Here is a 12365-nt window from a genome sequence, read left to right as displayed (position 1 = left end):
CCCCGAGGTACAGTGCGGAGAATCGAATCTTCTGGCCCTCGGCCGCAACCGGTGAGGCATACCGACACGTGCTGACGACGTCCACCACCAGGGTGCTCGAGCCCCACGAGCTCGACGAGGCCCTCGCGGTCCTCGACCGAGACCCGGTCTCCAACGCCTTCGTCGCCGCCCGCGTCCAGGTCGCCGGCCTGGACCCCTGGCGGCTCGGCGGCGAGATGTGGGGCTGGTACACCGGTGGTCGGCTCGAATCGCTCTGCTACGCCGGAGCCAACCTCGTCCCCATCTGCGCCACCCCCGAGGCCGTACGCGGCTTCGCCGAGCGCGCCCGCCGGTCCGGCCGCCGCTGCTCCTCCATCGTCGGCCCCGCCGACACCACCGCCGAGCTCTGGTCGCTGCTCGAGCGCAGCTGGGGACCGGCCCGCGAGGTCCGCGCCCACCAGCCGCTCATGGCCACCACCGTCATGCCCGCCGGTATCGCGCCCGACCCGCTCGTCCGCCGCGTCCACAAGGACGAAATGGACGTGATCATGCCCGCGTGCGTGGCCATGTTCACCGAAGAGGTCGGGGTCTCGCCGCTCGCCGGCGACGGCGGGCTGCTCTACCAGGCCCGGGTCGCCGAACTCGTCAGCGCCGGGCGGTCCTTCGCCCGCATCGAGAACGGCCGGGTGGTCTTCAAGGCCGAGATCGGCGCCGCCACCCGCCACGCCTGCCAGATCCAGGGCGTCTGGGTCGCCCCCGAATACCGCGGCCGCGGGCTGTCCGAGACCGGCATGGCCGCCGTCCTGCGCTATGCGCTGAGCGAGGTCGCGCCCGTCGTCAGCCTCTACGTCAACGACTTCAACACCGCCGCCCGCGCCGCCTACCGCCGGGTCGGCTTCCAGGAGGTCGGCGCGTTCATGAGTGTGCTGTTCTGATCGACGGCCCAGTAGGGTGCCGCCCATGCTGCAACAACCTGGCGAAGGGCCACCGGACCCGCAGGGCATCGTCGTGGGGCCGCTCGATCTCGCCGCGCGCGTGGACGAGGCCCTCGCCGTGCAGGCGGTCGCCTTCGGGCTCACCGACGAGGAGGCCGGCGTACGGCGCCACATCGTGCTGCGCCACCTCACCAGCCCGGGCGCCCACGCGCTGGGCGCCACCACCCGCACCGGTCGGCTCGTCGGCTTCGTCTACGGCATGCCCAACGACCGTACGCACTGGTGGTCCACCGTCGTCGAGCCGTATCTGCGCGACACCGGCCACGAGGACTGGCTGGACGATTCGTTCGTCATCACCGAGCTGCATGTCCACCCCGACTACCAGCATCACGGCATCGGCCGGTCACTGATCACCAACATCACCGACGGAGCGGTCCAGCCACGCTCCATCCTCTCCGCGATCGATGTCGAGAGCCCGGCCCGCCACCTCTACCGCGCCCTCGGCTATCGCGACCTCGCCCGCCCGGTGCTCTTCCCGAGCGCGCCGACCCCCTACGCGGTCATGGGCGCCCCGCTCCCGCTGTGCCGCTGATTCTCCGTATGCCGGGCCATTTCCCGGTGCGGACCAGCAACGGTTAATCTCCTGGGCATCCCATCTCGCACGCAGGAGAAGAACCATGGCCCACGTCCAGCGCATGTCCAGGTTGATGTTGAAGACGCTGCGCGAGGACCCGGCCGATGCCGAGACCGCCAGCCACAAGCTGCTCGTCCGCGCCGGCTATGTCCGCCGCACCTCCGCGGGCATCTGGACCTGGCTGCCCATCGGCAAAAAGGTCCTGGAGAACGTGGCGCGGATCGTCCGCGAGGAGATGGACGCCATCGGCGCCCAGGAGGTCCTCCTGCCCGCCCTGCTGCCCCGCGAGCCGTACGAGGCCAGCGGCCGCTGGGACGAGTACGGCGACCTGCTGTTCCGGATCAAGGACCGCAAGGGCGCCGACTACCTCCTCGGCCCGACCCACGAGGAGATCTTCACCCAGACGGTCAAGGACCAGTGCACGTCCTACAAGGACCTGCCCGTGATCCTCTACCAGATCCAGACCAAGTACCGCGACGAGGCCCGCCCGCGCTCCGGCGTGCTGCGCGGCCGCGAGTTCCAGATGAAGGACTCGTACTCCTTCGACACCACCGACGAGGGCCTGGCCGAGTCCTACCGGCTGCACCGCCAGGCCTACCAGCGGATCTTCGAGCGCCTCGGCCTGGACTACCGCATCGTCTCCGCGATCTCCGGCGCCATGGGCGGATCCGCCTCCGAGGAGTTCCTGGCCCCGGCCGCGGCCGGCGAGGACACCTTCGTGGACTGCCCGAACTGCGACTACGCGGCCAACACCGAAGCGGTCACCCTCGCCGTCACCCCCGTCGAGGGGGCCGAGTACGGCCCGGTCGAGGAGCTGGACACCCCCGACACCCCGACCATCGACACCCTCGCCGAGCACCTCGGCATCCCGGCCTCCGCCACCCTGAAGAACCTCCTGGTCAAGGTCGACGGCGAGATCACCGCGGTGGGCGTCCCCGGTGACCGCGAGGTGGACCTCGGCAAGCTCGCCGAGCACCTCGCCCCGGCCGAGGTCGAGGTCGTCACCGCCGAGGACTTCGCCGACCGCCCCGACCTGGTCCGCGGCTACATCGGCCCGCAGGGCCTGGCCGGGAAGTCCTTCCGCTACCTGGCCGACCCGCGCGTCGCGCCCGGCACCGCCTGGGTGACCGGCGCCAACAAGCCCGGCAAGCACGCGCGCAATGTCGTCTGCGGGCGGGACTTCGAGGTCGACCAGTACCTGGACGTCGTGGTGGTCAAGCCCGGCGACCCCTGCCCCCGCTGCGGCGCCGGCATCGCGCTCGACCGGGCCATCGAGATCGGCCACATCTTCCAGCTCGGCCGGAAGTACGCCGACACCTTCCAGCTCGATGTGCTCGGCCAGAACGGCAAGCCGGTCCGGGTCACCATGGGCTCGTACGGCATCGGCGTCTCGCGCGCCGTGGCCGCGCTCGCCGAGCAGACCCACGACGAGTCCGGGCTGTGCTGGCCGCGCGAGGTCGCCCCGGCCGACGTCCACATCGTCGCCGCGGGCAAGGCGCTCCAGACCGAGCTGGCCCTGGAGCTCGCGGACAAGCTGGCGGCGGCGGGCGTCCGCGTCATGGTCGACGACCGCGCCGGCGTCTCGCCGGGCGTGAAGTTCACCGACGCCGAGCTGATCGGCGTGCCCGCGATCCTGGTCGTCGGCCGCGGCGCGAAGGACGGCGTGGTCGAGCTCAAGGACCGCCGCACGGGCGAGCGCGAGGAGCTCCCCGTCGACGAGGTCGTGTCCCGCTTCACCGCCTGACGGCCCCGACGGCCCGGCCGCCCCTTCCGTGACCCGATCGCTCCTGGAGAGCGACCGGGGCGCTGGGAGGGGCGCGGCGTGCGCGCGAGGCGTGGCCGCGAACGCCGGGCCTACAGGGCCGGCCGGAAGCGGGCTGTGACCGGCCAGTGGCCTGCAATCGGCCAGTGGCCTGCGACCGGCCAACAGGCCGTGCGGACCAGCCGGGGCCTACAACCAGCCCGCGAACTCCAGCAGCAGCTCGCCGCGCCGCCGGTCTCCGACCGCGGCGTGCCGCAGCCCGGCCTCGACCGCCCGGAACAGCGTCCACCCCCGCAGCCGGTCCCGGTCGATCTCCAGCGAGTCCGCCAGCTTCGCGACGCGGCGGCGCGCGGCCGCGGCCGGTCCCGACCCGGCGGCCAGGTCCTCGCAGCGGTCGAGCACCAGCTGCGCCAGGTCGTACGCCCGCTCGCCGACGAGCGGCGCGGGCCCCACGGCCAGCCACGGCGCGCGCTCTCCGGCCAGCACCTTCCCCTGCCGGAAGTCGCCGTGCAGCAGGAGGTGTTCCGGCGCCTGCCCGGACAGCTCCTCGCGCCGCTCCAGCGCCTCGTCGACGAGCGGCCGTGCGTCCGCCGCCCAGGGCCCCGCGGCGATCAGCCGCAGCGTCTCGACCCCCTCGCCGGTCCGAGCCGCGACCGAGCGGAAAGAGTGCCCCTCAACAGGCGGCACCCACAGCCGGCGCACCGTGCCCGCCGCCTCCAGCAGCGCCTTGGCCTCGGGCAGTGAGCGCAGCGACACCGCGCTGTGCAGCCGCTCCAGCAGCAGTGCCCCGCTCTCGGGGTCGTCGCGCAGCAGGCGCACCGCGCCCCAGCCGTTCCAGTGCGCGAGCGCCGCCGGCTCATGCCCCGCGGCCGGGCCCGGCGTGGGGAACTTCAGCGTCGCGGGCGTGCCGTCGGCCTGCCGTACGAGCACGATCAGGCTGCTCCGGCCGCCCGGGCTCGGCACCCGCTCGAGCGTCAGCTCCCAGGCGCGCAGCTGGTGCGCGACCAGCTCGGGCAGCTTGGCCAGCCAGACACGGGCCGGGCTCTCGGGGTCGTTGCTCAGCGAGTCCAGCAGCCGCTGCGGCAGGGTGATGGGGGCCGTCTCAGGGCCTCCGGGCTGCGGTGCCGATGCCATCGCCGAGCTGTCCCCTTTTGCTGTCTCTGTTGTCTTTACCGTTTTAAACGTCGTTCATCTGCTTCGTGTGCTGTCACGTCTGTTGCTCACCGGCTTCCGCCCGGGCTCAGCCGAGGCCGTCGGCACACCATGATCCAACAGTCGCGGCCGACCGTCACAACTCGCCCGCGGACGCGCTCGCCGACGGCGACGGACTTGCCGCGGCGGCGCGTTCGGTGAGCCCAGGGAAGGCTACGCCGCTGCCTCGCCAGCGCACCGCCCGGACCGCCGCCTCGCGCAGCGCCCCGGCCGCCTCACGGCGCAGGGCACCGTCGGCGGCCCGGACCAGATCGGCGTAGACGGCGGCCACCCGGCTCTCCAGCTCCGCGGCAAGCCGTACCGCGGCCGCGGCGTCCGGCACCGCGAACGGCAGCGCGTAAGCGGGCGCCGCGCCCTCCGGCGTCCCGCCCAGATCGCGCACCGTACGCGCGAGCGCGTCCCGCCGCGCGCGATGCGCGGCGTACCCGTCCCGGGCCTCTCGCAGCCGGTCGTCACCGATCCGCCCACCGACCACGCCGTACCCGTAGACGGCGGCATGCTCGGCGGCGAGCGCCGCCTGCGTGGCCTTGAGCGCCATGGCGCGCCCCCCGCGGCGCGCGCGGGCCGTCGAGGCGGTCATGTCAGTCCCCTTCCGCGGCGGTCGGCTCCGCCGATCGGTAGCCGGTACGAACACGGGCACCGCCGCGGCACGCGGCGCGGCCCTGTGGTGTGCGGAGCGGCGCCCGGGCGGGGCCCCGCGCAGGCGGCGGCGCCGCGGCGCGGTGCGCGCCGCCTGCCCGGGCCGCCCCGGGCGCCGTCGCCCCGCGCTGTCCGGGGCGAGCTGTTCGCGGTACGCGTGGGGCGCCCGGCGCCGGGGGTGCCTTTGCCCCGCGCGTGCCTGTGGCCGCGGTGCGCGCCGAGCGACCGGGGCGGGCCGGGTGCCTGTGGCGGCGCGGGCACCGTTGCCGTGCGCTGTCCGGGCGCCGCGGCGTCTGCGGTGTGCCCGGCGTCCGCCCGGCGCCCAGCCCGCACGCGTTTCCCTGGCGGCGCGCATCGCGCGGCTCGGGCCCGTGGTTGCGGCGAGAGCCGAGGCCGGGCGCCCGCGCAGGTGGCGGCGCGGACGCCGCCGCCACGCGCGGCCTGTGCCCGCGGTGTGCGTGCGGCGCCAGGGCGGCGCGGGCACCGCCAACCCATCCACCCGGGCCCGCCCGCCGCGTCGTGCGGCCTGGGCCCGCGAGCCTCCGTCGCGCTCACGGCGCAATGTGCCTCCGCGGCGGCGCGGGCGCCGCCGCGGGTGGTCCGCTTCCGGGCCCGGGCATCGGGCCGCGCCTCGCGGAGGCCGCCGCGCCGCCCCACCGCGGTGGTGACGCGCACCGTGGCGGCGGCGTGCGGGCGCGGCCCGGCGCCCGTTCCCGGGGGTGCCGGGTACGCGGGCTCGGCCGGCGGGGTCATGAGCCCCCCGACGTGAGCAGGTACGCGTGTGCGGCGCCGCAGGCGGCGATCGAGGCCAGGAGACGGGCGAGCTCGGGTGAGGCGTCGCGGAGCGCGGCGGTGCGGGTGTCGGCGGTGTGGCGCTCGGCGCGGGCGAGGGCGGCCAGGGCCTTCTTCTCGTCCTTCGGCACGTCCGGCACCCGCGCCGCGCCCGCGGAGGCGGACGGCGAACCGGAAGGGGAGGCGGCGGAGGCGGACGCCGGGGACGACCCGGAAGGGGAGCCCGAGGACGTACCGGGACGGTCGGGCGTGCGGAAGGCTTCCAGGTGGCGGGCCGTCTCCTCGCGCAGTGGCCGCAGCCGGTCCGTCAGCCTCGGATGCGCGTCGGCGGTCGCGTCGTAGCGCGCCAAGAGCGCGGCGGAGTCGCGCGCGCCCCGGGCGCGCAGCCGCTCCTCGCCCGCCCGGGCTCCGGCCGCGTCGGGCCGGGCCCCGGAGCCGTCGGAACAGCCGGCCAGCAGCGCGGCGGCCCCCGTCGCACCGCCGGCCAGCAGAAGATTCCGCCGACCCGGGGACGGTGGGCGCGGGGGCGGTGAGGGAGTCGTGATCGGCACGTTCCTCTTTCCGGGCTGCGACCGCTCCCGGCCGCCGTTGGTGATCACAGCAGGCGAGCGTACCCTCGCGCGGGGCGACCGCCGGGCACCAGCCACCGAATCGTCAGTCGGCCGCCGGAACGGATAGGCTTTGACCTGACACGCGACCTTCCCACAACAGCACACGCGGCCGAGGAGTCACCCGGATGAGCACCACCCAGAGCGAGAGGCTGCGCGGACTGCTGGAACCGCTGGTCAGCGCGCGGGACCTGGATCTGGAAGAGGTCGAGGTGACACCGGCCGGGAAGCGGCGCGTGCTCCGTATCGTGGTGGACTCCGACGACGGCGTGCAGCTGGACGCGTGTGCGGAGCTGAGCCGGGCGATCTCGCAGACGCTCGACGACACCGACGCGATGGGTCAGCACCCTTACGTCCTGGAAGTCACCTCTCCCGGCGCCGACCGGCCCCTGACCGAGCCGCGCCACTACCGCCGGGCCGCCGGCCGCCTGATCAAGGCGCGGCTGGCGGAGGGCGGCGAGCTGGTCGCGCGGATCACCGCGGTGGACGACGACGGGCTCGACGTGGAGGTGCCGGGCGTGAAGGGGCGCAGACCCACTGCCCGACGGCTGGCCTTCAAGGAGATCTCCAAGGCGCGTGTGGAGATCGAGTTCAACCGCAAGCCCGCCGAGCCCGCCGAGAAGGCCGTGGGCGCGAGCGACGAGAGCAAGGAGGAGGCGTAGCCGTGGACATCGACATGAGTGCCCTGCGGGGTCTGGTTCGGGAGAAGGAGATCTCGTTCGACCTGCTGGTCGAGGCGATCGAGTCGGCCCTCCTCATCGCGTACCACCGCACCGAGGGGAGCCGCCGCCGGGCCCGCGTGGAGCTGGACCGGGCCACCGGCCATGTGACGGTGTGGGCCAAGGAGGACGCCGAGGACCTGGCGGAGGGCGAGGAGCCCAGGGAGTTCGACGACACCCCCTCCGGCTTCGGCCGGATCGCCGCGATGACCGCCAAGCAGGTCATCCTTCAGCGGCTGCGGGACGCCGAGGAGGAGATCACCTTCGGCGAGTACGCGGGGCGGGAGGGCGATGTCGTCACGGGCGTCGTCCAGCAGGGCAAGGACCCGAAGAACGTCCTGGTGGACATCGGCAGGCTCGAGGCGATCCTGCCGGTGCAGGAGCAGGTCCCGGGCGAGGACTACGCACACGGCACCCGGCTGCGCTCGTATGTCGTGCGCGTGGTCAAGGGCGTGCGCGGCCCGTCCGTCACCCTGTCGCGCACCCACCCGAACCTGGTGAAGAAGCTCTTCGCGCTCGAGGTGCCGGAGATCGCGGACGGCTCCGTGGAGATCGCGGCGATCGCGCGCGAGGCGGGCCACCGCACCAAGATCGCCGTTCGCTCCACCCGTTCGGGTCTGAACGCCAAGGGCGCGTGCATCGGCCCGATGGGCGGCCGGGTCCGCAGCGTGATGGCCGAGCTGCACGGCGAGAAGATCGACATCGTGGACTGGTCCGACGACCCGGCGGAGCTGGTGGCGCACGCGCTGTCGCCGGCCCGGGTGAGCAAGGTCGAGGTGGTGGACCTGGCGGCGCGCTCCGCGCGCGTCACCGTGCCGGACTACCAGCTCTCCCTCGCGATCGGGAAGGAAGGGCAGAACGCCCGGCTGGCGGCCCGGTTGACGGGCTGGCGGATCGACATCAGGCCCGACACGGAACAGCCCGCCGAGCAAGGCTGATTCGGCGGGACGGCCCTCCGGGATCCAGCCGAGAACATCTGACCGCTCGATCGCATCCCCCAAGGGGTGAGGTCGGCTCAGGGAGGTAGACTTAAGCAGTGTCTGGCCGCACGCGTGCTCGCGCCTGCCCTGAGAGAACCTGTGTGGGGTGCCGGGAGCGGGCGGCCAAGGACGATCTGTTGCGGATCGTGACGGCCGAGGGCGTTTGTGTCCCCGATCGGCGCGGTACGCTGCCCGGCCGGGGTGCTTATGTGCATCCCGCACGGGTCTGCCTCGACCTGGCGGTCCGCCGCCGGGCTTTTCCCCGGGCCTTCAGAGGGCCGGGGCCGCTCGACACCACGGCACTGCGCCGCTACGTCGAGCACGCCGAGCAGGCAGCGGCGCAGTAAGAAATGAAAGAAAAGAACGGCACGGGTCACCGTGCGGTCAGGTACCTCGCGAGTCGGAAGTAGGTCGAGATTGCGATGAGCACTCGATGAGTACGCGATGAGTACGCCCATGAAGTAGCGACGGTCCGGCGGACGATCACCCCGGACCAGAAGGAGCGAAGTGGCTAAGGTCCGGGTATACGAACTCGCCAAGGAGTTCGGAGTTGAGAGCAAGGTCGTCATGGCCAAGCTCCAAGAACTTGGCGAATTCGTCCGTTCGGCGTCTTCGACGATCGAAGCGCCGGTTGTTCGCAAGTTGACTGACGCTTTCCAGCAGGGCGGCTCCGGCCGGGCCGCTGGCAAGCCCTCGGGGCCGCGCAAGGCGGCGCCCGTCAAGCCGTCCGCGCCCAGCCCGGCGTCGGCGGCACGTCCCGCTGCCCCCAAGCCCCCGACCCCCGGCCCCAAGCCGGTCGTGGCCGAGGGCCCCAAGAGCATGCCGTCGGCGCCCGCCCCGGGCCCGCGGCCCACCCCCGGCGCCCCTGGCGCACGGCCGACCCCCGGCCCCAAGCCGGCTCCGGCCCAGCCCGCGGCTCCGGCCCAGCCCGAGTTCACCGCCCCGCCGTCGCCCGCGCCGGCGTCGGCGTCGGCGGCCCCGCGGCCCACCGGCGCCAAGCCGGGCGGCCCGGGCAAGCCCGGCGGCGCCCCCGGCCCGCGCCCCGGCGCCCGTCCCGGTGGTCCGGGACAGGGCCGTGACCAGGGTCAGGGCGGCCGTCCCGGCGGCGCGCCGCGTCCCGGCGGCGAGCGGGCTCCGCGTCCGGGCGGTCCCCGTCCGGCCGGTCCGCGTCCGGGTAACAACCCCTTCACCTCCGGTGGCTCCACCGGCATGGCGCGCCCCCAGGCGCCCCGTCCCGGCGGCGCCCCGCGCCCCGGTGGCCAGGGCGGCGGCGGCCCGCGTCCGCAGGGCGGACAGGGCGGCGGACACCGTTCTGCCGGCGGTCCCGGTGGCGGTCCCGGCGGCGGCCCCCGGCCGACCCCGGGTGGGATGCCGCGTCCGCAGGGCGCGCAAGGTGGCGGCCCCCGTCCGGGCGGTGGCCCCGGCGGTCCCCGTCCGAACCCCGGCATGATGCCGCAGCGTCCTGCCGCGGGCCCGCGTCCGGGTCCCGGTGGTGGCGGCGGCGGTCGCGGTCCCGGCGGTGCCGGTCGCCCCGGTGGCGGCGGCGGTCGTCCGGGCGGCGGCGGCGGCTTCGCCGGCCGTCCCGGCGGTGGTGGCGGCGGCGCCGGCCGTCCCGGCTTCGCCGGCCGTCCGGGTGGTCCCGGCGGCGGTGGTGGCGGCGGCTTCGGTGGCGGCGGTGGCCGTCCCGGCTTCGGCGGCCGTCCGGGTGGTCCCGGTGGCCGTGGTGGCACGCAGGGTGCCTTCGGCCGTCCCGGCGGTCCGGCGCGTCGTGGCCGTAAGTCGAAGCGGCAGCGGCGCCAGGAGTACGAGGCCATGCAGGCCCCGTCCATCGGCGGCGTGATGCTGCCGCGCGGCAACGGCCAGACGGTCCGGCTGTCGCGTGGTGCCTCGCTCACCGACTTCGCGGAGAAGATCAGCGCCAACCCGGCGTCCCTGGTCCAGGTGATGTTCAACCTGGGCGAGATGGTCACCGCGACGCAGTCCGTCTCCGACGAGACGCTGCAGCTCCTGGCCGACGAGATGAACTACAACATCGAGATCGTCAGCCCGGAGGAGGAGGACCGCGAGCTTCTCGAGTCCTTCGACATCGAGTTCGGCGAGAACGAGGGCGGCGAGGAAGCGCTCGTCTCCCGTCCGCCGGTCGTGACCGTCATGGGTCACGTCGACCACGGTAAGACCCGGCTGCTGGACGCGATCCGCAAGACGAACGTCATCGCGGGCGAGGCCGGCGGCATCACCCAGCACATCGGTGCGTACCAGGCCGCCACCGTGGTCAACGGCGAGGACCGGAAGATCACCTTCATTGACACCCCGGGTCACGAGGCGTTCACCGCCATGCGTGCCCGCGGTGCCAAGTCGACCGACATCGCGATCCTCGTGGTGGCGGCCAACGACGGTGTGATGCCCCAGACGGTCGAGGCGCTGAACCACGCCAAGGCGGCCGATGTGCCGATCGTGGTCGCGGTCAACAAGATCGACGTCGAGGGCGCGGACCCGACCAAGGTGCGCGGTCAGCTGACCGAGTACGGCCTGGTGGCCGAGGAGTACGGCGGCGACACCATGTTCGTCGACATCTCCGCCAAGCAGGGTCTGCACATCGACGACCTTCTCGAGGCCGTCGTCCTCACCGCCGACGCCTCGCTCGACCTGCGGGCCAACCCGGTCCAGGACGCGCAGGGCATCGCGATCGAGGCGCACCTCGACCGTGGCCGCGGCGCCGTGGCCACCGTGCTGGTCCAGCGCGGCACCCTGCGGGTCGGCGACACGATGGTGGCCGGCGACGCGTACGGCCGCGTCCGGGCGATGCTCGACGACAACGGCAACGCGCTGGACGAGGCGGGCCCCTCGACCCCGGTCCTGGTGCTCGGTCTCACCAACGTCCCCGGCGCGGGCGACAACTTCCTCGTCGTCGACGAGGACCGCACCGCCCGCCAGATCGCCGAGAAGCGCGCCGCGCGTGAGCGCAACGCCGCCTTCGCCAAGCGGACCCGCCGGGTGTCGCTGGAGGACCTGGACAAGGTGCTCAAGGCCGGCGAGGTGCAGCAGCTCAACCTCATCATCAAGGGCGACGCGTCCGGTTCGGTGGAGGCCCTGGAGTCCTCGCTGCTCCAGCTCAACGTGGGCGACGAGGTGGACCTCCGGGTGCTGCACCGCGGTGTCGGTGCGGTCACCGAGACCGACATCGACCTGGCGACGGGATCCGACGCCATCGTCATCGGCTTCAACGTGCGCGCCGAGGGGCGTGCCACGCAGATGGCCGAGCGCGAGGGTGTGGACGTCCGCTACTACTCGGTCATCTACCAGGTGATCGAGGAGATCGAGGCGGCCCTGAAGGGCATGCTGAAGCCGGAGTACGAAGAGGTCGAGCTCGGCACGGCGGAGATCCGCGAGGTCTTCCGCTCGTCCAAGCTGGGCAACATCGCGGGTGTGCTCATCCGCTCCGGCGAGGTCAAGCGGAACACCAAGGCGCGCCTCATCCGCGACGGCAAGGTCATCGCGGAGAGCCTCAACATCGAGGGCCTGCGCCGCTTCAAGGACGACGTCACCGAGATTCGCGAGGGCTTCGAGGGCGGTATCAACCTCGGCAGCTACAACGACATCAAGATCGACGACGTCATCGCCACCTACGAGATGCGCGAGAAGCCGCGCGGCTGACGCGCTGCTGCTCATCCGGGGCCGGTCGGCGGAAGTAATTCCGTCGATCGGCCCCGGCCATTGCGTGTACGGTTTCGAAAAGCTTGCACACCTAAGGCCCCACGGGTGGCTTGACCCGGACCGCATGTATGTAGGGACGCTGTCCTTCGACCTGCTCCTCGGCGACGTACGGTCGCTCAAGGAGAAACGCTCTGTCGTCCGCCCGATCGTCGCCGAGCTGCACCGCCGCTACGCGGTGAGCGTGGCGGAGGTCGGCGACCAGGACCTCCACCGCAGGGCCGAGATCGGCCTCGCGGCGGTCTCCGGGGACGCGAACCATCTCACGGACGTACTCGACCAGTGCGAGCGCTGGGTCGCGGCACGTCCTGAGGTGGAGCTGCTGTCGGTGCGGCGCCGGTTCCACGGCGACCACGACGAATGACGTGACTGCATGACCGCGTGACTGCCTGAC

General features: G+C 73.5%; 11 protein-coding genes. 8 read left to right on the top strand and 3 right to left on the bottom strand.

The genetic code is table 11. The features are described from left to right. Positions 1-68: 68 nt before the first annotated feature. The 3 genes from ACWY4P_RS15805 to ACWY4P_RS15795 all read left to right on the top strand — a co-directional run bounded on the left by ACWY4P_RS15805 (position 69) and on the right by ACWY4P_RS15795 (position 3292). On the top strand, positions 69-914 hold the full coding sequence (locus ACWY4P_RS15805; RefSeq protein WP_456211190.1) for a GNAT family N-acetyltransferase: 846 nt from the start codon (positions 69-71) through the stop codon (positions 912-914). Between the two features lie 25 nt (positions 915-939). Next, positions 940-1506, top strand: coding sequence for a GNAT family N-acetyltransferase (locus ACWY4P_RS15800; RefSeq protein WP_456211189.1), 567 nt, complete (start codon positions 940-942; stop codon positions 1504-1506). Between the two features lie 85 nt (positions 1507-1591). Beyond that, positions 1592-3292: a proline--tRNA ligase gene (locus tag ACWY4P_RS15795; protein WP_456211188.1), complete on the top strand. Its 1701-nt coding sequence runs from the start codon at positions 1592-1594 to the stop codon at positions 3290-3292. Positions 3293-3499: 207 nt separating this feature from the next. Here the strand turns inward: ACWY4P_RS15795 and ACWY4P_RS15790 are convergent, their stop codons facing one another. The 3 genes from ACWY4P_RS15790 to ACWY4P_RS15780 form a co-directional block, all read right to left on the bottom strand. Further along, entirely contained in the window at positions 3500-4444 is a 945-nt protein-coding gene (locus ACWY4P_RS15790) for an aminoglycoside phosphotransferase family protein (protein ID WP_456211187.1), read from the bottom strand. 154 nt (positions 4445-4598) lie between these two features. Further along, positions 4599-5102 (bottom strand): ferritin-like domain-containing protein, encoded by a 504-nt coding sequence (locus ACWY4P_RS15785; RefSeq protein WP_456211186.1) that lies wholly within the window; start codon positions 5100-5102, stop codon positions 4599-4601. An 808-nt stretch (positions 5103-5910) separates the two neighbouring features. Further along, the gene (locus ACWY4P_RS15780) at positions 5911-6552 is read right to left on the bottom strand and encodes a hypothetical protein (protein ID WP_456211185.1); all 642 of its coding nucleotides are present in this window, start codon (positions 6550-6552) and stop codon (positions 5911-5913) included. Positions 6553-6689: 137 nt separating this feature from the next. On the opposite strand from ACWY4P_RS15780, the gene rimP reads away from it, so the two are divergent. From rimP to ACWY4P_RS15755, 5 genes are all read left to right on the top strand, one after another. Then, positions 6690-7223, top strand: coding sequence for a ribosome maturation factor RimP (gene rimP / locus ACWY4P_RS15775; RefSeq protein ID WP_456211184.1), 534 nt, complete (start codon positions 6690-6692; stop codon positions 7221-7223). A 2-nt stretch (positions 7224-7225) separates the two neighbouring features. Next, entirely contained in the window at positions 7226-8218 is a 993-nt protein-coding gene (gene nusA / locus ACWY4P_RS15770) for a transcription termination factor NusA (RefSeq protein ID WP_456211183.1), read from the top strand. Between the two features lie 98 nt (positions 8219-8316). Further along, positions 8317-8607 (top strand): YlxR family protein, encoded by a 291-nt coding sequence (locus ACWY4P_RS15765; protein WP_456211182.1) that lies wholly within the window; start codon positions 8317-8319, stop codon positions 8605-8607. Between the two features lie 160 nt (positions 8608-8767). Continuing rightward, positions 8768-11914: a translation initiation factor IF-2 gene (gene infB, locus ACWY4P_RS15760; protein ID WP_456211181.1), complete on the top strand. Its 3147-nt coding sequence runs from the start codon at positions 8768-8770 to the stop codon at positions 11912-11914. Positions 11915-12038: 124 nt separating this feature from the next. Beyond that, entirely contained in the window at positions 12039-12335 is a 297-nt protein-coding gene (locus ACWY4P_RS15755; RefSeq protein WP_456211180.1) for a DUF503 domain-containing protein, read from the top strand. Positions 12336-12365 lie beyond the last annotated feature (30 nt).

The sequence above is a fragment of the Streptomyces sp. LZ34 genome (assembly GCF_053890475.1).
The sequence above is the reverse complement of the archived record's forward strand: the minus strand, read 5'-3'. Positions and strand labels throughout refer to the sequence as shown.

Bases quoted from the DNA above. Each gene is read 5' to 3' on its own strand.
- ACWY4P_RS15800 (WP_456211189.1), top strand. From the start codon at position 940: ATGCTGCAACAACCTGGCGAAGGGCCACCGGACCCGCAGGGCATCGTC.
- ACWY4P_RS15795 (WP_456211188.1), top strand. From the start codon at position 1,592: ATGGCCCACGTCCAGCGCATGTCCAGGTTGATGTTGAAGACGCTGCGC.
- ACWY4P_RS15790 (WP_456211187.1), bottom strand. From the start codon at position 4,444: ATGGCATCGGCACCGCAGCCCGGAGGCCCTGAGACGGCCCCCATCACC.
- ACWY4P_RS15785 (WP_456211186.1), bottom strand. From the start codon at position 5,102: ATGACCGCCTCGACGGCCCGCGCGCGCCGCGGGGGGCGCGCCATGGCG.
- rimP (WP_456211184.1), top strand. From the start codon at position 6,690: ATGAGCACCACCCAGAGCGAGAGGCTGCGCGGACTGCTGGAACCGCTG.
- ACWY4P_RS15755 (WP_456211180.1), top strand. From the start codon at position 12,039: ATGTATGTAGGGACGCTGTCCTTCGACCTGCTCCTCGGCGACGTACGG.